This window comes from Streptomyces sp. NPDC059452 (genome assembly GCF_042750035.1).
In the GTDB taxonomy this organism is placed as follows: domain Bacteria; phylum Actinomycetota; class Actinomycetes; order Streptomycetales; family Streptomycetaceae; genus Streptomyces.
Genome location: NZ_JBHYVE010000002.1, coordinates 1 through 20,549 on the forward strand (window position 1 = coordinate 1; position 20,549 = coordinate 20,549).

Below are 20,549 nucleotides of genomic sequence, written 5' to 3' on the forward strand. Positions count from 1 at the left end.
CGCTACGAGACCATTCCGGCGCCTTGCGATCGCACGCACCATGCGCCGCGCGGCCGCCCTTCGGGCGACGACGGCAGTTTGACGACAGGCCCTAGTCGTCCGAAGGCCGGGACTCCGTCCCGGCCTTCGTCGTGCCCGGCATGAACTCCACCAGCAGCGAGTGGACCTGCCGTACGAGCGGTCGCAGCACCCGGAACCGGGAGAGCGCGATGGCCCGTGCGGCGATCGGCGCGGTGCGCTCGACGAGCCGACGGGTGCGCTCGGCACCCTCGGAGCGGTCGTACACCCAGAACAGCACCAGCCCCATCTGCATCAGCCAGAGCAACTCGGGCAGCAGCGGGGCCAGTTCGGGATCGCTCTTGGTGCCCGAACCGGCGAGGCACTCCCGGTGGATGGAGATCGCCGCCTCGCGGGCCGCCACCGATTCCTCGGAGAACGGTGAGAGCGGACTCTCCGGGTCCGCCGCGTTCTTGAAGAACTGGGACGCGAACCGGTGGTACGGCTCCGCCACGTCCAGCCAGACCAGCAGCACCCCCCGGATCCGGTCGGCCAGCTCCGTCTCACCCGCGAACACGGGCCGGACCGCCGCCGCGTGCTCGTCGGCGATGCGGTCGTAGAAGCCCTGGACCAGGTGCTCCTTGGACGAGAAGTAGTAGTACGCGTTCCCGACGGAGACCCCCGCCTCCTGCGCGATGGCCCGCATGGTCGTCCGGTCGTACCCCCGTTCGGCGAAGAGCCGGAGCGCCGTTTCGAGAATCAGCGTGCGGGTCTGCTCGCTCTTCGCGGCCTTGCCGGACGGGGCGGCCTTGACTGCCTTGGCGGGCTTCGCGGCCCCGTTCTCCTGCACGTTCTTCTCTTCCTTCACCACGGGCCCAAGGTTAACGGGCCACCCGCCGGCCATCCGGCGGCACGGTGCATGCCTGCCCCGGGCCGCACCGGGGGGCCGTCGCCGAGCGGTACTTCGCCGCGGCCAGCACGGTCCCCCGGGCGAAGGGCGCCCCCGCCGGGGAGGCCAGCCAGTGGGCCTTCGAGCGGTACTCGGCCAGCGCCCACAGGCAGACGATCCAGGCGGAGGTTCCCCGGTAGACCTGCCCCAGGTCGCCGACGACCGTGATCTCCGCGTACGTGGAGGCGGGGTCCAGCTCCGGGAACCGCCGCCGCGCCTCGGCCGATCCGGCCGGTACGAGGTCGAGCGGGACGAGCTGGCGGCGGCGCTGGAGCCAGTGCCGCAGGTGGACGCAGAGGGGGCACCGCGCGTCGTAGAGCACGGTGAGCCGACGGACGGGGGCGGCGGTGGCGGTGGCCGCCGGGGAGGGGGCCGTGGCGGTCACCGGGCTCACTGCCCCGGTGCGGGCGCGGGCGCGGCCCAGGGGCCCGGGGTCCCCGGCGGCGTCCAGCCCTGCGGCGGTACGGGCGGGGTCTGCTCGCGCTCCAGGGCGCTGCGGCGCCGGATGCGGCTGAGCACGTACACATTGCCCAGGTGCATGACGCCGAGCACCAGCAGGACCACGCCCACCTTCACCGAGAGCGCCTCGAACAGCTCCCGGGCGCTCGTGACCCCGTCGGCGTTCTTGAGGTAGAGCGCCACGAACCCGAGGTTGACCAGGTAGAAGCCCACCACCAGCAGGTGGTTGACGGCCTCGGCGAGCTTCTCGTTCCCGTGCAGCACATCCGCGAGGAAGATCCGCCCGTTACGGCTGAGGGTGCGGGCGACCCAGACGGTGAGCGCCACGCTGATCAGCAGGTAGGCGACGTACGCGACAACAGTGAGGTCCATGCCCCACCCTCCTTTGAACGCGTTCAAAACTACTTGTGGGCATGACTGTAGACCCCTTCTTGAACATGTTCAAGAAGGGGTCTACGGGTACGTTCTAAAGGGACTTCGGCTCGGGCTGCTCGCGCGGCTCCGGCGGCTCGGTCAGCGCGTCCGCGATCTCCGCGCGCAGCGCCTCACCGTGCAGCGACGGCAGCTCCGCCAGCATCTCGGCCCACTGCTCGGCCGCGTCGTCCACACCCTTACGGAAGCCCCGCTCGACCGGCCTCCGGGCGAAGAGGAGCACCACCGCGGCGACCGGCCGCAGCAGCCACCGCCCGCGCACGCTCAGCACGACGGAGACCAGCCAGGAGCCGTCCTCCGCCGGGCGCGGGGTGACCGTCAGGCGGCCCTTGCCCAGCCGGTGCGTCACCTTGCCGACGACCGGCGCCCGGGCCGCGGGCGGCGCCGAGGGGTGCCGCTCCACCGCCGCCCACCAGGCGCCCAGGTCGGCCTTGACGCGGCCCGAGAAGCGGTACAGCGCACCGCCCTTCGGGTTGTGCCCGTCGAGGGACACCTCCAGCACCCTGGGCGTCCGCGGATCGCGCAGCCGCACCCCCACCCGTACGGACATGCCCTCCTCCTCCGTGAGGTTCTCCACCTCGACGGAGCGGGAGGGCCGCCACTCGCGCAGGACCGTGGCCTCGGAGGTGACCGGTCCGTCCGCCGCCCCGGACCCCTCGCCCTCCTCGGGGGCTTCCCCGTACCGCGCCCCCGGTTGCAGATGGCGCCCCGCCAGCAGCCGGAGGCCGTGCACCGGGCGCCCGTCGGGCAGCAGGATCGCGCCGCCCTGCTCCCGGGAGGCGTCGAAGAGGTCCACCGTGTGCCCGGCGGCCTCCTCGAACCAGGGGCGGTCCAGGGCGGCGATGCCGACCGTGTGCTCGAAACGTGCCATGGTCCGGTGCTCAGGCGCTCATCGAGCGGGCCTGGTTGAGCTGGCCCATCACCGCGTGGAAGGTGTACGGGCCCAGCGCCGGGATCATCGTCGCGTGGTGCCGGCCGCCGCTGGTGACGGTGACCTGGACGAAGCCGACCGTCCGCTTCTCCTTCATCAGCAGGAACAACAGGCCGATCAGGCAGAAGACGGCGAAGACGATCGCCAGCACGACGGCGTGCGTCGGGATCCTCTCCTCGGTGTGCGACATGTCCGTCGCCGTCCAGACGGCGCCCTTGAGGGGCAGGGTCCCGGACGGGGTGACGATCGTGTCGTTCATGACGGTGATGTCGCCGATCGACAGCATCGGGATCCCGCCCTGACCGGGCATGCCCTGCGGTACGGCGAGGTGCTGGCCGGGCAGCGTCGGCTGGGCCGGGTTCGGGTACCCGTAACCCGGTCCGGGCTGGGTCGCCGACTCGGGCAGCGGCTGCGGATAGCCGTACGCGGGCGTGGCGCCCGGCGCCGGGTACCCGTAACCGGGTCCGTCGGCCATCGTGGGCGGGTGGCCGGGCTGCTGCTGGGGAGGGCCCCACTTGTACGCGTCGCCCGATGACGGATTCGGCTCGCTCATGGGGTACCCCGTTCTCTGCTTCTCAGCACGTGTTCAGCACGTCTTCGGCTCGCACGACCGTACCGCTCATACCGCCCGTACGCAGCAACGGGCCCCGCCCGCCGGGATCGTGACGACCACGGCGGACGGGGCCCGCAAGGTGACGCGCAGGGATCAGAAGCGACGCGTGATGAGCGCGCGCTTCACCTCCTGGATCGCCTTGGTGACCTCGATGCCACGCGGGCAGGCGTCCGTGCAGTTGAACGTCGTACGGCAACGCCACACGCCGTCACGGTCGTTGAGGATCTCCAGCCGCTGCTCGCCGGCCTCGTCGCGCGAGTCGAAGATGAAGCGGTGCGCGTTGACGATCGCCGCCGGGCCGAAGTACTGGCCGTCGTTCCAGAACACCGGGCACGAGGACGTGCACGCGGCGCACAGGATGCACTTGGTGGTGTCGTCGAACCGCTCGCGGTCCTCGGGGGACTGCAGGCGCTCGCGGGTCGGCTCGTTCCCCTTGGTGATGAGGAAGGGCATGACATCGTGGTACGCCTGGAAGAACGGGTCCATGTCGACCACGAGGTCCTTGAGGACCGTGAGGCCCTTGATGGCCTCCACCATGATCGGCTTCTCGGGGTTGATGTCCTTGATCAGCGTCTTGCAGGCGAGCCTGTTCTTGCCGTTGATCCGCATCGCGTCGGAGCCGCAGATGCCGTGGGCGCAGGAGCGGCGGAACGTCAGGGTGCCGTCCAGGTCCCACTTGATCTTGTGAAGGGCGTCGAGGACACGCTCCTTCGGGTCGATCTCGATCTGGAAGTCCTGCCACTGGACCTCGTCCGACACCTCGGGGTTGAAGCGGCGGATGCGGAACGTGGCCGTGATGAACGGGGAGTCGGCGAAGCCGGCCTCGGCGTTGCCGGTCTTGTCCAGGGTCGGGGTAGCCATCAGTACTTACGCTCCATCGGCTGGTAGCGGGTCGTCACGACCGGCTTGTAGTCGAGCCGGATCGACTCGGCGCCGTCGGCGGCCACCTCGCGGTACGCCATGGTGTGGCGCATGAAGTTGACGTCGTCGCGGTTCGGGTAGTCCTCGCGGTAGTGACCGCCGCGGGACTCCTTGCGGGCGAGCGCGGAGACCGCCATGACCTCGGCCAGGTCGAGCAGGTTCCCCAGCTCGATGGCCTCCAGCAGGTCGGTGTTGAACCGCTTGCCCTTGTCCTGGATGGACACGTTCAGGTAGCGCTCGCGCAGCTCGGCGATCTTGCCGACCGCCGTCTTGATGGTCTGCTCGGTGCGGAACACCATCACGTTGGCGTCCATGCACTCCTGGAGCTCCAGGCGCAGGTCGGCGACGCGCTCGGTGCCGGTGGAGTTGCGCAGCCGCTCCACCTGGTCGGCGACGAGCTGGGCCGGGTTCTCGGGAAGCTCGACGAAGTCGCTCTTCACCGCGTACTCGGCGGCGGCGATGCCGGAGCGCTTGCCGAAGACGTTGATGTCGAGCAGCGAGTTGGTGCCCAGGCGGTTGGCGCCGTGCACGGAGACACAGGCGACCTCGCCGGCGGCGTACAGGCCCGGGACGACGGTGGTGTTGTCGGCCAGCACCTCGCCCTCGACGTTGGTCGGGATGCCGCCCATGGCGTAGTGCGCGGTCGGCTGGATCGGGATCGGGTCCGTGTAGGGCTCGATGCCGAGGTACGTCCGCGCGAACTCGGTGATGTCCGGGAGCTTGGCGTCCAGCTGCTCCGGCGGCAGGTGGGTGAGGTCCAGGTAGACGTGGTCACCGGCCGGACCGCAGCCGCGGCCCTCGCGGATCTCCGTGTAGATGGAGCGGGACACGACGTCACGGGACGCGAGGTCCTTCATGACGGGCGCGTACTTCTCCATGAAGCGCTCGCCGTCCTTGTTGCGGAGGATGCCGCCCTCACCGCGGGCGCCCTCCGTCAGCAGGATGCCCATGCGCCAGATGCCCGTCGGGTGGAACTGGAAGAACTCCATGTCCTCCAGCGGCAGACCGCGCCGGTAGCAGGCGGCCTGGCCGTCACCGGTCAGGGTGTGCGCGTTGGACGTCACCTTGAAGAACTTGCCGGTGCCGCCGGAGGCGTAGATGACCGACTTCGCCTGGAAGACGTGGATCTCGCCGGTCGCCAGCTCGTACGCGACGACGCCGGCGGACTTCTTGACCCCGTCGACCTCGGTGATCAGCTGGTCCAGGACGTAGAACTCGTTGAAGAACTCCACGCCCTCCTTGACGCAGTTCTGGTACAGCGTCTGGAGGATCATGTGGCCGGTGCGGTCGCCCGAGTAGCAGGCGCGACGGACCGGGGCCTCACCATGGCTACGGGTGTGACCACCGAAGCGCCGCTGGTCGATCCTGCCCTCGGGCGTGCGGCCGAACGGCAGGCCCATCTTCTCCAGGTCGAGGACGGCGTCGATGGCCTCCTTGGCCAGGATCTCGGCCGCGTCCTGGTCGACCAGGTAGTCGCCGCCCTTGATCGTGTCGAAGGTGTGCCACTCCCAGTTGTCCTCCTCCACGTTGGCGAGCGCGGCGGCCATGCCGCCCTGCGCGGCGCCCGTGTGGGAGCGGGTGGGGTAGAGCTTCGTCAGCACGGCGGTACGGCTGCGCTTGGTCGACTCGATGGCCGCGCGCATGCCGGCGCCGCCGGCGCCGACGATGACGGTGTCGTACTTGTGGATCTGCATGGTTTCCTCTGGTCCCTCTGTCCCGGCGCCTAGCGGATGTTCGGGTCGAAGGTGAAGATCACCAGCGTGCCCAGCAGGACGGTGAACACCGTGGCGGTGTACAGGAGCATCTTCAGCCAGAAGCGGGTCTTGTCCCGTTCGGCGTAGTCGTTGATGACCGTACGGAGGCCGTTGGCGCCGTGGAGCATGGCGAGCCACAGCATGATGAGGTCCCAGGCCTGCCAGAACGGCGAGGCCCAGCGGCCCGCCACGAAGGCGAAGCCGATCTTGGAGACGCCGCCGTCGAGCACCAGCTGGATCAGCAGGTGGCCGAGGACGAGGACGACCAGGACGACACCCGACAGACGCATGAAGAGCCAGGCGTACATCTCGAAGTTGGTGCGCGAGGCCTTGGGCGTCTTGCCCGTCCGCTTGCGCGGGGGCTCGATCACCGGGGCCGGGTTGTCGACGTCATAAAGGCTCGCGCCCTCGACGTCGCCGATCGCGGCTGCGGAAGAAGTCTCGCTGGACATGGGCCTCAGCTCCCGAAGACGTCGCGTACGGCGTGACCGAGGACGGGGTACAGGGCCCCGACCATCAGCACGATCCAGATGCCCAGCACGGTCCAGAGCATCTGCTTCTGGAAGCGCGGGCCCTTGGCCCAGAAGTCCACGGCGATGATCCGGAGACCGTTCAGCGCGTGGAAGAGAATGGCGGCCACGAGGCCGTATTCGAGGAGCGCGACGATCGGCGTCTTGTAGGTAGCCACGACATCGTCGTAGGCCTCCGGTGAGACGCGGACGAGAGCGGTGTCCAGGACATGTACGAACAGGAAGAAGAAAATGAGGACACCGGTGACTCGATGAGCCACCCAGGACCACATGCCTTCCCGGCCGCGGTACAGCGTTCCAGCCGGCACGGAAGAACCCTCCGGGAGCGGGGATTGGGGTCGGCCGGCTTGACTGTCGGTCTGACCCGGCCGGGTACGGTCCACCGGCCCCGGCCATCGTAGCGACGCATTGTCGGTTCGTTCGCGCCGGGGCCTCTGGTGTGATCAAAGTGGCAATCAAACAGGCACGTACGGGCTAGAGCGGGGCTTGTTCCGGGGCACCGGCACGCCTGTCCCGGGCGCCGGCCACCCACCTGCCCCGGGTCACCAGCCCTCGATCACGAGCTCCACGAGCCGGCTCCGGGCGAGTCGCCGCAGTTCGTCGGCGGTCACCGCCCGTTCCTCGTCCACCTCGTGCGTCAGCCTCATCCGGATCCCGGCCAGAACCTGGTCCACGGCCTGCGAGGGCGGGCAGGCGTCCAGGCAGATCACGAAGGAATGGCCGAATCTGCTCTCGTACGCCGCGTGCGCGGCCCGCAGCGCGAGATGGGCGGCGCGGGGCGCGTCGTGGTGCAGGCAGGGGGCGGGCTCGGCGGCGAGCGCCTCCGCGATGTCCCCGGGCGCCAGGTCGTACCCCGCCTCGTCGGAGGCGGCCAGCAGGGACGCGAGATCCGGAAACGGGCGGTGGGCGGCCATCCGGTGGGCCCAGCGGCGGCTGCCGCAGCACTCCAGGAGCGCGGCCTCGGCGGTGGCGAAGGGGGCGCTGTTGAAGCGGGCGAGCCCGGCGACCAGGACGGCGGGCGGTACGCCTGGGGCACCGCTCACCTGCGGCGGACGGCGGTGCTGTACGGGTATGGCGGAGCGTCCGGCCGGGGGCGTGGTCTGCTTCGGCAGGCCGGCGGGGGACTCGCTGGACCTGGACAGCGTGGACTCCTCGAACTCAACGACATCTGTGACCCTGAAGAGGGGCAGGAGGGCGACAAGGTTGCCCGGCGGGGGCGTACGCGGGGGTGAACGCCACCCACACGCGGAGCGCGAGTGCGACGGGCGCGCGGCGGATACGGGGTGGAAGGGGAAGGAGAGACGAATGTGCCGCAACGCTAGCGAGATCGGTCGGCGGCCGTCCGGCGGATTGGCGAGAAATCACCCGAACGGGAGAGTTTCGGAACGTTTGACGACCGCCTGACCTGCGGTGTCCAGGGTTTCGTCCGCTCCTCAATCGTTCTCGGTGGGCGGATCGTCGGCAAAAATGTCAATCTTTCAGCCTATTCACTCGCCCCTGCCCCCTACCTTCCCGTACCTGCACGATGGCCCCTATTCCGGAGGAATCTGAGCGATGTCGCCCACGCGTGGTGCCCTCGTCACCGGCGCGGCTGTCACAGCCGCGGCCGCCGTCGTCCTCACCGTCGTCGTCTGGCCGGAAGGCTCCGGGAGCCACCCCTCCCGCGATACGGCGTCACCGTCCGGGACCTCCGCCACGGCGGCCGCCCCGTCGCCCTCCCGTACGTACCCGATGTCCAGCGCGCCCAGCACCATCCCGGCGGTCCGCGAACACACCGCCGCGCGCGGGCCGGGCTGGCAGCCGGGCAAGGACAGCGCGGTCGTCATAGCCAGGGGCAGCCAGGTGCTCGCCGACGAGGCCCAGCTGCTCGCCAAGGAGCTGAAGCTCGCCTACCGGGGGGCCGAGGCGCCCCGCGCGGGGGACGTCGAGCTGGCGCTCGGCGCGAAGGACTCGGGGCCCGCCGAGTCGTACACGCTCACCGTCCGCGACCGGAAGGTGAAGATCACCGGCCCCGACGAGTCGGGCGTCTTCTACGGCACCCGCACCCTCAAGCAGTCGCTGAAGGCCGACCGGACCTTCCCCGAGGGCGTCGTCAACGACCGCCCCGACCGGCCGCAGCGCGGGCTGAACCTCGACATCGCCCGTAAGCACTACAGCGCGGAGTGGATCGAGGACCGCATACGCGAGATGGCCGACCTCAAGCTCAACCAGCTCGGCCTGCACTTCTCCGACGACCAGGCGTTCCGCATCGAGTCGAAGACCCACCCCGAGGTGGTCTCGGACGAGGCGCTGACCCAGGACGAGGTGCGCCGTATCGTCGGCCTCGCCAACAGCCTGCACATCGAGGTCGTCCCCGAGATCGACTCGCCCGGACACCTCGGCGCGGTGCTGCGCGCCCACCCCGACCTCCAGCTCCGCAACACCCAGGGCCGGGAGTCGCGGGGGTCCATCGACATCTCCAAGCCGGGCGCGGCGAAGCTGATCGACGAGCTGCTGGACGAGTACACCGAGCTGTTCCCCGGGAAGTACTGGCACCTGGGCGCCGACGAGTACCAGGCGCTGATGGTCCGCGACCCGGCCGCCTCCTACCCGCAGCTCCAGCGGGCCGCCGAGCAGAAGCACGGCTCCGGCGCCACCATCGAGGACCTCGCCACCGGCTGGCTGAACGACCGGGCGGCGGTGGTCGAGCCCAAGGGCCGTACGGCCAAGGCCTGGAACGACGGCCTCTTCCGCGACTCGAAGATCAAGGCCGACAAGAACATCGAGATCGAGTACTGGACCGGCAAGGAGATCGGCGCCCGCCCCCCGCAGGAGTACCTGGCCGAGGGCTACAAGCTGCTCAACCTCAACGACGAGTTCCTGTACTACGTGCTCGGCGAGCCCAACGAGTTCGTCTACCCGACCGGCAAGCGGATCTACGAGCAGTGGACCCCGATGGTGCTGCGCGGCACCGAGCCGGTGGCGGAGCGCTACTCGCCGCAGATCCTCGGCGGCCGGTTCGCGGTCTGGGGCGACCTGCCGAACGCGCAGACGACCCAGCAGGTCGCGGACGGCATCAGGATGCCGCTGGTGGCGACCGCCCAGAAGATCTGGGACCCGCGGAAGCCGGAGCTGACGTGGGCCCAGTTCCAGGACCTGGCGGGGCGGACGGGGAGCGCGGGCTGAGGGGGCGGGGGAGCCCGGGCCGGGCTTCTGCTGGGCTCGGGGCGGCCTGGGCCTCCGCTGCCCCAGGGCGGCCCCCACGGAACGTAAGTCCGTGGACATCGGAGCTGTACGCGGGCTACGGTCCGCCGACCGCGCGCTCCTGGGGAGGGACGTGAGAGGTCGCCGATCGAGATCACCGACCGAGATCACGCCCCGGGGGGAACGCCTCATGCTCTGTACCCGCTGCCGCACCGGAACGGCCGTCACCGACGACGGCCTCTGCGCCTCCTGTTCGGGCACCCGGCCGCTGCTGCCCGGCCGCCCGGTCGTCCCGGCCACCGGCCCCGGCGGCTGGGGCGTCGGGACCTGGCCGCGCTCGCCCGTCGGCCTCTCCTGGGCGGTGATCGCCCTGCTCGGCACGGTCATCGCGACCGACCTGGCCGCCCTCGCCTCCGGGATCCATCTGCGCGGCCTGTGGGCGGGGTGGGCGGACGACGGCATCGAGACCGTCTTCGGCAGCCGGGGCGAGCGGGCCGAAGGGCTCCACGCGGCCGCCGGGGTCGCCCAGCTCATCGCCTTCCTCGCCACCGCCGTCGTCTTCATCATCTGGTTCCACCGCACCAGCCGGAACGCCGAGGTCTTCGACCCGAGCGTCCCCACGCTGGGCCCGGGCTGGTCGGTGGGCGGCTGGTTCGTCCCCATAGCCAACTTCTGGTTCCCCTACCGGGTCGCCGCCGGGAGCTGGAAGGCGAGCACTCCCGTGAGCCCGGAGGGCGTCCGGCTCCCGGTCTCGCGGGCGCCGCTCCACCTCTGGTGGGCCGTATGGGTCGCGGCCGTGATCCTCGACCGGATCGCCGCCCGGACCTGGGAGCGGGCCGAGGAGCCGGGGGAGATCGTGGACGGCCTCGCCCTGGTGCTGGCCGCCGACGCGCTCGACATCGTCTCCGCCGTGCTGGCCGTCCTCTTCGTCCGCGCCCTGACCCGGATGCAGGTGGCACGCGCCGGACTCCACGCGCCGCAGCCCGCCGCCGTATAGCCGGTGGCCGGGTGGTCCGGCCGCCGCCGCGCAGCGAGGCGGCCCCGACGCCGATAGTGACGCTTTTCAGCCATTCGGCGCAGTACGCGGTAGACCGAGGGAGACGTCGATGAGTCTGCTGGAACTGATCGAACGCGCCGACGAGCGAGCGCTCGCCGCCAGTGCCGTGGCCTGCCTGGACCGCTGCCTGCCACTGCTGGAGGGCCCGGACGGCCCCGAGCCGCTGCGGCCGCTCTGGGCGAGCTGCGCGGACGGGCGGGAATGGGCCATCCGCCTCGCGGCCGTCCGTACGGCGCTTGACCACGAGCCCGTCACCGACGGACCGGCCGCACGGGTGCGCGCGATGCTGGGGGCCGCCCCCTCCGACTTCGCCGCCGCCCCGCTGCGGGAGTGGGCGGACGCCTGCTCGCTGGTCGCGCTGGAGATCCACGGCCGGTTCGACGCCCCGGACAGGGACACCCCGCCCGACGCGCCCGACCTGCTGAAGACCGCCCGCAGCGGCGAGCCGGCCGCGCTCGGCCCGCTGGTGGCGGGGGAGCTGGAGCGCCAGGTCCGCATCCTGGAGATCCTCGCCGAGACCACCGGCACGACGGGCAGCGGAGCCGGGGTCCGCAAGGCCCTGGATCTGTCCACGGAGGGGCGCCGGGTCCTGCGCGCGGTGATGTCGCGGCGGGCCCGGATCCGGAGCTGACGGCGGAAGCTCCCTTTCCGGCTGCTTCCGGCTGCTTCCAGCTGTCCTGCCGTCCCCGTGGCGGGTGCGCCCCTTGACGGAAGGGCTGCCCGCACCTCTATGGTTCATTAGTCGAGTAGTGAACCAGAGAGGCAGGGTGCCGGCATGTTCGACGAGAGATCGCCGATCTACCTCCAGGTCGCCGAACGCGTGCGTGCCGACATCGTCAACGGCGCGCTGAACGGCGACGAGCCGGTCACGTCCACCACGCAGTACGCCACGTTCCACCGCATCAACCCGGCGACCGTCGCCAAGGCGTACCAGCAGCTCGTGGACGAGGGCCTGCTCTACAAGAAGAGGGGGATCGGCATGTTCGTCACGCCGACCGCCCGTTCGGTACTGCTGGGACAGCGCCGGGAGCGCTTCTTCACCGAAGTGGTCGACGCGATGGCCGACGAGGCGCGGCTCATCGGGGTGCCGCTCTCCGAGGTCATCGACCGGCTGAGCCGGTTCGCGGCTGCCGACGAGGTGTACGGGGCTCGGGGACGGGCCGAGCGGTGAGTGCCGCGGTCTCGGTCCGGGACCTGCGGCTCACCGTCGGCCGCCGGGCGGTCCTGGACAACCTCTCCCTGCATCTGGCCGGCGGCCGGATCTACGGTCTGATCGGCCGCAACGGCTCGGGCAGGAGCAGCCTGATGTCCGTCCTGGCAGGGCTGCGCCGCCCGGACTCGGGCAGCGTACGCATCGGGGGCATGCCCGTCTTCGAGAACGAGGCCGCAGCGGGCGCCGTATGTCTGGTGCGCGGCCGGTTCCACTTCCCCGAGGAGCTCGGCCGGGTGAGGGACGCCCTCCGCTTCGCCGCCGCGTTACGCCCCGGCTGGGACACCGACTACGCGCGACACCTGACCGAACGCTTCCGCATGGACGTGGACCGGCGCATACGGGCTCTCTCGGAAGGCGAGCGTGCCGCGGTCGGCGTCATCGCGGGACTGGCCTCCCGGGCGCCGGTGACCCTGTTCGACGAGGCGCACGCCGTCATGGACGTCCCGGCCCGGCACCTCTTCTACGACGAACTGCTCGCCGACTGCACGGCGCATCCGCGCACCGTCATCGTCTCGACCCACCTGCTGGAGGAGCTCGGCTCCGTCTTCGAGGAGGTCGTGATGATCGACGCGGGGAAGCTGGTGGCACGCGGCGAGACCGAGGCGCTCCGGGCACAGGGCTGTCAGGTCACCGGCCCCGCGGACCTGGTGGACTTCTTCGTCCAGGGACTCCAGGTCCTGGACGAACGGCTGCTCGGTCGCACCAAGTCGGCCGTCGTCTTCGGCGAGCTGGACGCCGACCGGCACGCCCGGGCCGGGGCCATGAACCTGGACCTGGCGCCCATCGGTCTGCAGGACCTCTTCGGCCACCTCATCCGCGACACGGGGGAGGGCCGTCGATGAGCACCGCTCCCGCACCGTTACGGCGTGGGACGGCTCTGCGCCTCCTGCTGCGCCACTGGGTGCCCGTCAGCTGTGTGGCGTGGTGCGTGCTGAGCGCGGTGGCCCTCGCCCTGACCGGTGCCTCCGCGCTGCTGACCGCGCGCGGGCCGGGTGCCGAAGGGATCATCGCGTCCTACGACACCTGGGTACGGGCGTACTGCCTGGTGATCGGTGCGCACCTGACGTGGCACAGCCTCCCGCTGTACGTGGCCAACTCCATGACCCGGCGGGCGTTCAGTCGGCAGGCGCTGGTGTTCGCGGTCGCCATCTCCGGTTTCACCGCCGTGCTGTTCACCGCCGGCCTCGGCCTGGAAGCCGGCGTCTACGCCGCTGTCGGCCGGCCGCACGACCCGGGGGTCGGCACACTGCCTTTCTACCTCCTGGAGAGCTGGCCCGCGCACCTGGTGTGGCTGGTGGCCGGAGCGTCCGCCGCCGCGTGCGTGTACCGGTTCTCCGCCCGGGGCCTGCTGGTGATGCCCTTCGTCGCCTTGCTGATCCTTCCCGCAGACATCCTGGTGGGCCGTGGCACCGCCGCCCTCGGGACCCCGCAGGCCTTCGCCGTACAACCACCGGCCCTCGGGTGGGCGGTCCTGGTCCTCCTGGGCATCGGCGCTGTGGGGGCGCTGCTGACCTGGTACCTGGTGCGCGACGTCCCCATCCGCCCTCCGGCCCGATGAGCCCTCGCCCCGGCCGGGTGGACGCCGGACGAGCAGGAGAGACGGCCGGGAACGAGAGACGAGCAGCGAGTAGCGAGTGACGAGTGACGAGCAGGGAGGAACAAGCCGATGGCCCTCATCGAAGTGGCCGGACTGAACAAGTCCTACGGTGCGACCCGGGCCGTAAGGGGAGTGGACTTCGAGGTGGAGGAGGGCGAGATCTTCGGCATCCTCGGTCCGAACGGGGCGGGCAAGACCACCACGGTCGAGTGCGTCGCGGGCATCCGCACGCCCGATGCGGGCCGGATCACCGTCCTCGGTCTCGACCCCCGTACCGATCGGGCGGAACTGCGCCAGGTGCTCGGCGTCCAGCTGCAGGAGAGCAGACTGCCCGAGCGCCTGCGGGTGGGTGAGGCACTGGACCTCTTCGCGTCCTTCTACCGCCGACCGGCCGACCCGGAACAACTGCTGGGCGACTTCGGCCTGCGGGACAAGCGCAGAACGCCCGTCAAGGCGCTCTCCGGCGGCCAGCAACAGCGCCTGTCGATCGCCCTGGCCCTGGTGGGCAATCCCAAGGCCGCCGTGCTGGACGAGCTGACCACCGGGCTCGATCCGCGGGCCCGCCGGGACACCTGGCAGGTGGTCGAACAGGTCCGTGACCGAGGTGTCACGGTGGTGCTGGTCACCCACTTCATGGAGGAGGCCGAGCGGCTGTGCGACCGGATCGCCCTCATCGACCAGGGCCGGATCGCCGCCCTCGACACCCCGGCCGCGCTCATCTCCGGTGTCTCGGGCGGTCAACGGCTGCGGTTCCGGAGTGCCGATGCTGTGGACCGGGCCGCCCTGTCGGCCCTGGAGGAGGTGGCCGGTGTCGTCGTCGAAGGCCGGACGGTCACGGTCACCGGACGCGGCGACCTGCCCGGTGCGGTGGAGGCCGAACTGCGACGTCAGGGCGTGACCACCGAGGGGCTCCGGGCCGATGCCACGACCCTTGAGGACGCCTATCTCAGCCTGACCGGCCGATCGCTCGGAGCCCACGCCGACAGCGAAGCAGCGGACGTATGAGCACAGCAAAAGGAACGGACGCATGAGCACCGTCAAAGGAGCGGACGCATGAGCACCGTCAACGGATTCGTCCGGCTGACCAGGATGCAAGCCCTTCTCGACCTGCGTGACGGTGCCCAACTGCTGCTGCCGCTCGGTCTGCCGCTGCTGATCCTGACGATGAACGCCATGGGGGACTCCGCGACCCGGCCCTCCCGGGACCACAGCGGGCGGACGTTCCTGGACGTCACGCTGATGCCGATGACCCTCCTCATGATCATCAGCATGCTGGCGCTGATCTTCCTGCCGACGAACATGGCGCAGTCCCGCCGGATCGGAGTGCTGCGCCGCCTCTCGGTCACCCCGGTCCGCCCCATCGCCCTGCTCGTCGCGCAGACGGTGACCAACCTGCTGACCTCCGTGCTGGGTATCGCCGTGGCCCTGCTGGTCGGAGCCCTGGCCTTCGACGCGGGAATGCCGCAGGACGCCCTCTCCGCCCTGCTGGTCTTCGCCCTGGTGGCGTTCGCCATGTACGGACTCGGGCTGCTGCTGGCCGCCCTGGCGCCGTCGCCGAACGTGGTGGTCGCGGCGGGGTTCGTGCTGTTCTTCGGCATGATGGCCGTCGGGGGAGGACTGGGCGACCCCGACAGCCTGCCGGCCATACTGCGCGCCGTGGGCGAGTACCTCCCGTACGGCGCGGGTCTCAACGCGCTGGGAGCGGCCTGGGCCGGAGCGGCACCCGAACCGGTACACCTGGCCGGCCTGTTGGTGGCAGGAGTGGCCGGTTCGGCGGTGGCCGCCGCGAACTTCCGCTGGGAGTGAGAACCGCGGCCCCGGCACCGAAGCCACCGACGGCCCGAGGGCCGTGGCCCTCAGGGCCCGGCCTGGGCTCCGCCTCCCCGGCCGACGCGGTCGAGGATGTCACGGTGCAGGGCCTCCAGTCCGGCGGGAGGCAGCGGAACGGGGCTGCCGGAGAGGACGTACCACTCCTCCGCGCCGGTGTACTGGACGGCGACCTCGGCGCGGCCGTCGGGGCGCAGCGTGGTGGAGACCGTCAGCTCGCCGGTGACGACACCCACTTCGTCGGTCATCGCCCCGCCGGGGCCCGCCTTGATGTCGTCCACGAACTGGTGAGGCTGTGCCGGGTCAGGTCCGTTCATGAGGGTGCTTCCGTTCACGAGTCACAGGTTCATGAGCTATGGGTTCACGAGGCGCAGGTGTCCAGCATCTCCGTCAGCATGCCCTTCTCCGCCTCCGTCACCGAGAGCTCGTACGACGCCTTCACCGACACCCAAGCACGGGAGTAGGTGCACCAGTACGTCTTGGACGGCGGCTGCCACTCGTCCGGCCCCTGGTCGCCCTTGGAACGGTTCGACGACGCCGACACCGCCAGCAGCTGAGGGCGGGTCAGATCGTTGGCGAACTCCTTGCGCTTGTCCTGCGTCCAGGTCCTGGCCCCGGAGCGCCAGGCGTTGGCGAGCGGCACCATGTGGTCGATGTCCAGGTCGCGGGCCTCGCTGAAGTCCTTGTCGTCGTAGACGCTGGTCCACTTCCCGGCGACCGCCCGGCACTGCGGGTCCCGCTCGACATCGGTGCCGTCCCGCTCCAGCACGGTCTCCCGGGTGTCGCAGGACTCGCCCTGTGCCGACCAGTGGGGGAACTTCGACCGGCTGTAGCCGGACATCGAACCGTGCGGGGCCACCTTCAGCCCGGCCAGCTCCTCCCGCGCCTGCTCTGCGGTGGGTATGCCCGGCAGGTTCGAGTCCTCGGCCGCCGCACCGCCACCGCCACCGCCACCGGCCCCCGAGGAGGCCGAGGCGGACGGCTTCCCGTCCCCCGGCTCGGGCGTCGTCGCGTCCTCGATCGCCGCGCACCCGGCCAGCACGAACACGGCCCCGACCGCCAGCCCCCGCCGCCACCAGTTCTGTCGCCTCGTCATGACCTCGCCCACCCCACGCACTTCGCTGCCGAATCCCTGATTCCGGGCAGCCTATCGGCTCCCGGCCGCCCGCCCGGTGCCCTCTTGTGCGCCGGGGTCACCGTGGAACAATGCCCACTGCCAGGCAGTTTCGAGTGGAGGAGACGGATCCCGGATGTTCGACGCCTTGAAGGACCTGAAGGGCCTGAAGGAAAAGGCCGAAGACCTCGCCGAGGCCCACGGGGACAAGATTTCCGACGGGCTGGAGAAGGCGGGCGACTTCATCGACAGCAAGACCGACGGCAAGCACAGCGACAAGATCGACACCGCCGTCGACAAGGCCCAGGGGTACGTTCAGTCCCTCGGCGAGAAGAAGGACTGACCCCGGAGGACTCGCGGCGTCACCGGGACGCTGCGGACAGGATCACGTCCACGAGCCTCTCCGCCGCGTCCGGGCGGCCGTGCGCCCTGGCCGCCGCGGCCATCGTGGCCCGGCGGTCCGGATCGTCGAGGAGCGGGCCGACCGCCTCGCGCAGGTGGCCGCCGGTGACGTCTCCGAGGAGGGCGACCGCTGCCCCGGCGCCCTCCAGGTGGCGGGCGTTGTGGGCCTGTTCGTTCCCGGCCGCGGAGGCGAGCGGGATGAAGACCGCCGGCTTGCCCAGGGCGGTGAGCTCGGCCAGGGTTCCCGCGCCGCTGCGGGAGACCACCAGGTCGGCCAGGGCCAGGACGTCCGGCAGCTCCGGTCCGACGAACGGGGTGAGGTGGTAGCGGGCGGCCAGGGCGGCGGGCAGCCCCGCGGCACGGGCGGACAGCGCCTCGACGTGGGCCGGGCCGCACTGGTGCACCACGTTGGCGCGCTCCAGCAGCCACGGCAGTTCGCCGCCGGCCACGTCGTTGATCTGCTGGGAGCCCTGCGCGCCTCCGGTGACGTACACCGTCGGCAGGCGCCGGTCGAACGCGTGGAGGCCGAGTGCGCTCACGGCCTTGTCCGGGTGGCCGGTCAGGACCTCCGGTCGTACGGGGTTGCCGGTGACCACGGCCGCCGACCGCACGCTCTCCGGCAGGAGCGGCAGGGTGGACTCCGAGGAGACCGCGATCCGGGCAGCGGAACCGGCGAGCTTCCGGTTGGCGAGGCCCAGGCGGACGGTCTGCTCGTGCAGGACCAGCGGGACCCGGCACATCCTGGCGGCGAGACCGGTCGGTACGGCGACGTAGCCGCCCGTCGCGAGGACGACGTCCGGCCGGAAGGCGGAGACCGCGCCGCGCGCCTGGGCGACCCCGATCGGCACGCGCGCCATGTCCCGGACGTTGGCCGGCGACACCATCTTCAGCGGGTTCGCGTGCCGCCGGATCTTGCCCGTGGCGACCGTGGTGAACGGGATCCCCTCCGCGCTGCTGACCCGGGCCTCCAGCCCCTCCGCCGTGCCGATCCACAGGACGTCCAGCGTGCGGCCGGAAGCGGCCAGGCGCGCCTGCAGGGTGCGGATCGCGGTGAGGGCGGGGTAGGTGTGGCCGCCGGTGCCGCCGCCCGTGACGATCAGGCGGAGGGCGGAGCGGGAGGGCGATGGGGCTGCGGTGTTCATCCGGAGCAGACTAGTGGCAGGCCCGTGCTGTGATCGTCGCGGCGGCGGGGTTACGGGGCACCCGCCGGCCTGGACGTGGGGAGGAGGAGCGACGACCGGGGCCGCCACCCCCCACAGGAGAGGCCCCGGCCGTCTTCCACGGGGTCGCAGCACGACCCCGTACTCATCTCAGCGCCGCGACTGCGTTTTCTGTCACACCGCACCGTGGGCCGCGAATTGTTGCGAGTTGTACAAGTCATGGACGTGGCCCCTTCCGAGCACGTAGCGTGCTGAGTCGCGCAGAGAGGCGCAGCAGTGGTGACCAGCTGCGATTGAGTACAGCAGGGCGGGTTGAGGGAGTGCTGGGGGACGACGCGGAGCTGACCGCCGCGGTGCTCGCGGCACAGGACGGGGACGAGGACGCTTTCCGTGCTGTGTACCGCGCCGTACAGCCACGGCTTTTGGGCTACATACGTACGCTGGTGGGCGAGCCGGACGCCGAGGACGTGGCGTCCGAGGCCTGGCTCCAGATAGCGCGCGACCTCGACCGTTTCAGCGGGGACGCCGACCGCTTCCGGGGCTGGGCGGCCCGGATCGCCCGCAACCGGTCGCTCGACCATCTGCGGATGCGCAGCCGGCGCCCCGCGATCGGCGGTGACGAGACCGAGCTGACCGGCCGGGCCGCCGAGTCCGACACCGCGGGCGACGCCATGGAGGCGCTCGACACCGACCGCACCATGTCCCTCATAGCCCAGCTCCCGCAGGACCAGGCCGAGGCCGTCGTGCTGCGCGTGGTCGTCGGGCTGGACGCGAAGAGCGCCGCCCAGACCCTCGGCAAGCGCCCCGGCGCCGTACGGACCGCCGCCCACCGCGGCCTCAAGCGCCTCGCCGAACTCCTCGGCGCCGACCACCCCGACCCGCCCCGCTCCGGCGGTGCGTCCGTCCCGGGCGGCGGGCACGACGGGCCGGTTCCGGCTCCCGCCCAGGGGGCCGGGAGCGAGGCGGCCCAGGACGCGGGCGGCGGCGCGGAGCTCGATGCCGTACCCTCTCAGCGCCCCGGTAGGGGCGGTCCGGCAGCGCCCGCCGGGGTCACTCCCGGTGTGACGCATTCGCGACCGTGGACGCAGAGGGACATGTGATGGCCGACGAGCAGTACGAGTGGCTCGACAAGGACGCGGCGGAGAAACTGCTCCGCGGCGAGCCGGTCGTCCCCCTCGGCGACCAGGCACGCGGCGACGCCCTCCGGCTCGCCGAAGCACTCGGCGCGGCGCGCCCCGGCCGCCGTACGCCGACCGGTGCGCTCCCCGGCGAGGACGCCGTGCTCGCCGCGTTCCGGCAGGCCAACCGCGCCGCCACCGCCGACCGGCTCGCCGGGCGGAGCGCGGGCGCCGCACTCCCCGGGCAGCCCGGCACCCTGCACTCCGTCCAGCTCGGCGCCGCGCCCGCGGCCCCGCCCCGCCGCCCGCGCTGGAGCCGCCCGGTCCGCTTCGGCCTGGCCGTCTCGCTCGCGGGCTGCGCGCTCGGCGGGGTGGCGGTCGCCGCCGGTACGGGGGTGTTCCCGGGCCCCTTCGGCGGCCAGGCCGCGCCCGCGCCCGCCGCCTCCGTATCGGCGGCGGTCCCCGAACCGCTGGTGTCCGGGCTGCCCGCCGACGACCCGTCCGCCCCGGCCGAACCCTCCCCGCCCGCCGCTCCCGACCCGGTCGCCTCACCCGAGAGCCGGGAGCCCGGGGCGTCCGAGGAGCCCGCCGTACCGGAGCCCGGCGGAACCGGCCCGGCGACCGGCGAGAGAGGCACGGGCGACCGGCACCGTCCGGGCGGCTCCGGCCGTGAGGGCGCCTCCCAGAACCCCACCGGCCGCGAGGAGCGCCCGGGCACCTCCGGCGACGGCCGGGGGGACCAGGGCGGCAACTGGTACGAGAAGTCCGTCAAGGCCTGCAAGGCCTTCCGCGACGGCACCCTCGACGAGGCGAGCCGACGTCAGTTGATCCAGCTCGCCAAGGGCGAGGAGAACCTGGAGCGTTTCTGCGACCGGCTGCTCGGCGGGGGAAGGCCCGGCGGCCCGGGGGACTCCTCCGGCGGCGGGAGCGGCGGCGGAGGCGGCCGTGACGACGACGGACCGGCCGACGGCGACGGCGGCTCCCTGCCGCCCGTCTCCTTCGAGCCCGCCCCCGAGGCGGACGGCGAGCGCCGGGCCGACGTCGGCATCCGGGCGGAAGCGGAAGCCGCGGTGCCGCTGACCCGGGCGACCCGGGGGCCGTCCGTCGCGCTCACGCGCTGACCCGGGCGACCCAGGGGCCGTCGGTCGCGCTCACGCGCTGACCTGCGCTTCTCCCTCGTTACTGCTGATCGGGGCAGCAAGCGTTCCGGCCACGTGTGACGTTTTTCGGCGGTCCGGCGCAGTACAGAGTGAGCCGACTGGTCATCGGCAGCGCGACGAGCCGGGGTTCCC

24 protein-coding genes are annotated in these 20,549 nt (G+C 71.6%); 11 read left to right on the plus strand and 13 right to left on the minus strand.

From position 1 onward, the window contains the following. Positions 1-91: 91 nt before the first annotated feature. The 10 genes from ACFW9Z_RS02935 to ACFW9Z_RS02980 form a co-directional block, all read right to left on the minus strand. Positions 92-868: a TetR/AcrR family transcriptional regulator gene (locus tag ACFW9Z_RS02935; RefSeq protein ID WP_384633403.1), complete on the minus strand. Its 777-nt coding sequence runs from the start codon at positions 866-868 to the stop codon at positions 92-94. A 10-nt stretch (positions 869-878) separates the two neighbouring features. Next, positions 879-1,331 carry a thiol-disulfide oxidoreductase DCC family protein gene (locus tag ACFW9Z_RS02940; protein ID WP_384633406.1) on the minus strand — a complete coding sequence of 151 codons (453 nt, stop codon included), beginning with the start codon at positions 1,329-1,331 and terminating at the stop codon, positions 879-881. A 5-nt stretch (positions 1,332-1,336) separates the two neighbouring features. After that, complete coding sequence (locus ACFW9Z_RS02945) at positions 1,337-1,777, minus strand: hypothetical protein (RefSeq protein WP_384633409.1); 441 nt, start codon at positions 1,775-1,777, stop codon at positions 1,337-1,339. 94 nt (positions 1,778-1,871) lie between these two features. Then, complete coding sequence (locus ACFW9Z_RS02950; protein ID WP_384633412.1) at positions 1,872-2,708, minus strand: hypothetical protein; 837 nt, start codon at positions 2,706-2,708, stop codon at positions 1,872-1,874. A gap of 10 nt (positions 2,709-2,718) precedes the next feature. Further along, on the minus strand, positions 2,719-3,321 hold the full coding sequence (locus tag ACFW9Z_RS02955) for a hypothetical protein (protein ID WP_384633415.1): 603 nt from the start codon (positions 3,319-3,321) through the stop codon (positions 2,719-2,721). Positions 3,322-3,474: 153 nt separating this feature from the next. Beyond that, positions 3,475-4,242, minus strand: a complete 768-nt coding sequence (locus ACFW9Z_RS02960) for a succinate dehydrogenase iron-sulfur subunit (RefSeq protein ID WP_384633418.1) — start codon at positions 4,240-4,242, stop codon at positions 3,475-3,477. After that, on the minus strand, positions 4,242-5,996 hold the full coding sequence (gene sdhA, locus ACFW9Z_RS02965; RefSeq protein WP_384633421.1) for a succinate dehydrogenase flavoprotein subunit: 1,755 nt from the start codon (positions 5,994-5,996) through the stop codon (positions 4,242-4,244). Before sdhA ends, ACFW9Z_RS02960 begins: the two co-directional genes overlap by 1 nt. A gap of 29 nt (positions 5,997-6,025) precedes the next feature. Then, positions 6,026-6,508 carry a succinate dehydrogenase hydrophobic membrane anchor subunit gene (locus tag ACFW9Z_RS02970; RefSeq protein ID WP_384633424.1) on the minus strand — a complete coding sequence of 161 codons (483 nt, stop codon included), beginning with the start codon at positions 6,506-6,508 and terminating at the stop codon, positions 6,026-6,028. A gap of 5 nt (positions 6,509-6,513) precedes the next feature. Continuing rightward, positions 6,514-6,894 (minus strand): succinate dehydrogenase, cytochrome b556 subunit, encoded by a 381-nt coding sequence (gene sdhC, locus ACFW9Z_RS02975; protein WP_010058610.1) that lies wholly within the window; start codon positions 6,892-6,894, stop codon positions 6,514-6,516. 234 nt (positions 6,895-7,128) lie between these two features. After that, on the minus strand, positions 7,129-7,629 hold the full coding sequence (locus ACFW9Z_RS02980; protein WP_384633427.1) for a 2-oxo-4-hydroxy-4-carboxy-5-ureidoimidazoline decarboxylase: 501 nt from the start codon (positions 7,627-7,629) through the stop codon (positions 7,129-7,131). Positions 7,630-8,140: 511 nt separating this feature from the next. Here ACFW9Z_RS02980 and ACFW9Z_RS02985 point away from each other — a divergent pair. The 8 genes from ACFW9Z_RS02985 (at position 8,141) to ACFW9Z_RS03020 (ending at position 15,442) form a co-directional block, all read left to right on the plus strand. After that, positions 8,141-9,751, plus strand: coding sequence for a family 20 glycosylhydrolase (locus ACFW9Z_RS02985; RefSeq protein ID WP_384633430.1), 1,611 nt, complete (start codon positions 8,141-8,143; stop codon positions 9,749-9,751). Positions 9,752-9,959: 208 nt separating this feature from the next. Continuing rightward, entirely contained in the window at positions 9,960-10,766 is an 807-nt protein-coding gene (locus ACFW9Z_RS02990; RefSeq protein ID WP_384633433.1) for a DUF4328 domain-containing protein, read from the plus strand. Between the two features lie 109 nt (positions 10,767-10,875). After that, positions 10,876-11,457: a hypothetical protein gene (locus tag ACFW9Z_RS02995; protein ID WP_384633436.1), complete on the plus strand. Its 582-nt coding sequence runs from the start codon at positions 10,876-10,878 to the stop codon at positions 11,455-11,457. 144 nt (positions 11,458-11,601) lie between these two features. After that, positions 11,602-11,997, plus strand: coding sequence for a GntR family transcriptional regulator (locus tag ACFW9Z_RS03000; RefSeq protein WP_384633439.1), 396 nt, complete (start codon positions 11,602-11,604; stop codon positions 11,995-11,997). Next, entirely contained in the window at positions 11,994-12,881 is an 888-nt protein-coding gene (locus ACFW9Z_RS03005) for an ATP-binding cassette domain-containing protein (RefSeq protein WP_384633442.1), read from the plus strand. The genes ACFW9Z_RS03000 and ACFW9Z_RS03005 overlap by 4 nt, the downstream gene beginning before the upstream one ends. Further along, positions 12,878-13,597 carry a hypothetical protein gene (locus ACFW9Z_RS03010; protein ID WP_384633445.1) on the plus strand — a complete coding sequence of 240 codons (720 nt, stop codon included), beginning with the start codon at positions 12,878-12,880 and terminating at the stop codon, positions 13,595-13,597. Before ACFW9Z_RS03005 ends, ACFW9Z_RS03010 begins: the two co-directional genes overlap by 4 nt. A gap of 108 nt (positions 13,598-13,705) precedes the next feature. Next, positions 13,706-14,641, plus strand: a complete 936-nt coding sequence (locus ACFW9Z_RS03015; RefSeq protein ID WP_384633448.1) for an ABC transporter ATP-binding protein — start codon at positions 13,706-13,708, stop codon at positions 14,639-14,641. Between the two features lie 48 nt (positions 14,642-14,689). Next, positions 14,690-15,442, plus strand: coding sequence for an ABC transporter permease (locus ACFW9Z_RS03020; RefSeq protein WP_384633451.1), 753 nt, complete (start codon positions 14,690-14,692; stop codon positions 15,440-15,442). 50 nt (positions 15,443-15,492) lie between these two features. Here ACFW9Z_RS03020 and ACFW9Z_RS03025 read toward each other — a convergent pair whose 3' ends face one another. Further along, a complete protein-coding gene (locus tag ACFW9Z_RS03025; protein ID WP_384633454.1) occupies positions 15,493-15,780 on the minus strand; it encodes a hypothetical protein in 288 nt (95 codons plus the stop codon). A gap of 44 nt (positions 15,781-15,824) precedes the next feature. Continuing rightward, positions 15,825-16,559 (minus strand): HNH endonuclease family protein, encoded by a 735-nt coding sequence (locus ACFW9Z_RS03030; RefSeq protein WP_384633457.1) that lies wholly within the window; start codon positions 16,557-16,559, stop codon positions 15,825-15,827. A gap of 154 nt (positions 16,560-16,713) precedes the next feature. Between ACFW9Z_RS03030 and ACFW9Z_RS03035 the strand changes: the two genes are divergently transcribed. Continuing rightward, a complete protein-coding gene (locus ACFW9Z_RS03035; protein ID WP_384633459.1) occupies positions 16,714-16,920 on the plus strand; it encodes an antitoxin in 207 nt (68 codons plus the stop codon). 19 nt (positions 16,921-16,939) lie between these two features. Here the strand turns inward: ACFW9Z_RS03035 and ACFW9Z_RS03040 are convergent, their stop codons facing one another. Then, entirely contained in the window at positions 16,940-18,121 is a 1,182-nt protein-coding gene (locus ACFW9Z_RS03040) for a glycosyltransferase (RefSeq protein WP_384633462.1), read from the minus strand. Between the two features lie 338 nt (positions 18,122-18,459). Here ACFW9Z_RS03040 and ACFW9Z_RS03045 point away from each other — a divergent pair, with 338 nt between their 5' ends. Together ACFW9Z_RS03045 and ACFW9Z_RS03050 are read left to right on the plus strand one after the other, a co-directional pair. Next, the gene (locus tag ACFW9Z_RS03045; protein ID WP_384633464.1) at positions 18,460-19,239 is read left to right on the plus strand and encodes an RNA polymerase sigma factor; all 780 of its coding nucleotides are present in this window, start codon (positions 18,460-18,462) and stop codon (positions 19,237-19,239) included. After that, positions 19,218-20,378 (plus strand): hypothetical protein, encoded by a 1,161-nt coding sequence (locus ACFW9Z_RS03050; protein ID WP_384633467.1) that lies wholly within the window; start codon positions 19,218-19,220, stop codon positions 20,376-20,378. Before ACFW9Z_RS03045 ends, ACFW9Z_RS03050 begins: the two co-directional genes overlap by 22 nt. The last annotated feature ends 171 nt before the right edge of the window (positions 20,379-20,549 follow it).

Coding starts and splice junctions, on each gene's coding strand:
- ACFW9Z_RS02945 (WP_384633409.1), bottom strand. CDS start 1,777: ATGGACCTCACTGTTGTCGCGTACGTCGCCTACCTGCTGATCAGCGTG.
- ACFW9Z_RS02950 (WP_384633412.1), bottom strand. CDS start 2,708: ATGGCACGTTTCGAGCACACGGTCGGCATCGCCGCCCTGGACCGCCCC.
- ACFW9Z_RS02955 (WP_384633415.1), bottom strand. CDS start 3,321: ATGAGCGAGCCGAATCCGTCATCGGGCGACGCGTACAAGTGGGGCCCT.
- ACFW9Z_RS02960 (WP_384633418.1), bottom strand. CDS start 4,242: ATGGCTACCCCGACCCTGGACAAGACCGGCAACGCCGAGGCCGGCTTC.
- sdhA (WP_384633421.1), bottom strand. CDS start 5,996: ATGCAGATCCACAAGTACGACACCGTCATCGTCGGCGCCGGCGGCGCC.
- ACFW9Z_RS02970 (WP_384633424.1), bottom strand. CDS start 6,508: ATGTCCAGCGAGACTTCTTCCGCAGCCGCGATCGGCGACGTCGAGGGC.
- ACFW9Z_RS02985 (WP_384633430.1), top strand. CDS start 8,141: ATGTCGCCCACGCGTGGTGCCCTCGTCACCGGCGCGGCTGTCACAGCC.
- ACFW9Z_RS02990 (WP_384633433.1), top strand. CDS start 9,960: ATGCTCTGTACCCGCTGCCGCACCGGAACGGCCGTCACCGACGACGGC.
- ACFW9Z_RS02995 (WP_384633436.1), top strand. CDS start 10,876: ATGAGTCTGCTGGAACTGATCGAACGCGCCGACGAGCGAGCGCTCGCC.
- ACFW9Z_RS03000 (WP_384633439.1), top strand. CDS start 11,602: ATGTTCGACGAGAGATCGCCGATCTACCTCCAGGTCGCCGAACGCGTG.
- ACFW9Z_RS03010 (WP_384633445.1), top strand. CDS start 12,878: ATGAGCACCGCTCCCGCACCGTTACGGCGTGGGACGGCTCTGCGCCTC.
- ACFW9Z_RS03015 (WP_384633448.1), top strand. CDS start 13,706: ATGGCCCTCATCGAAGTGGCCGGACTGAACAAGTCCTACGGTGCGACC.
- ACFW9Z_RS03020 (WP_384633451.1), top strand. CDS start 14,690: ATGAGCACCGTCAACGGATTCGTCCGGCTGACCAGGATGCAAGCCCTT.
- ACFW9Z_RS03025 (WP_384633454.1), bottom strand. CDS start 15,780: ATGAACGGACCTGACCCGGCACAGCCTCACCAGTTCGTGGACGACATC.
- ACFW9Z_RS03030 (WP_384633457.1), bottom strand. CDS start 16,559: ATGACGAGGCGACAGAACTGGTGGCGGCGGGGGCTGGCGGTCGGGGCC.
- ACFW9Z_RS03035 (WP_384633459.1), top strand. CDS start 16,714: ATGTTCGACGCCTTGAAGGACCTGAAGGGCCTGAAGGAAAAGGCCGAA.
- ACFW9Z_RS03040 (WP_384633462.1), bottom strand. CDS start 18,121: ATGAACACCGCAGCCCCATCGCCCTCCCGCTCCGCCCTCCGCCTGATC.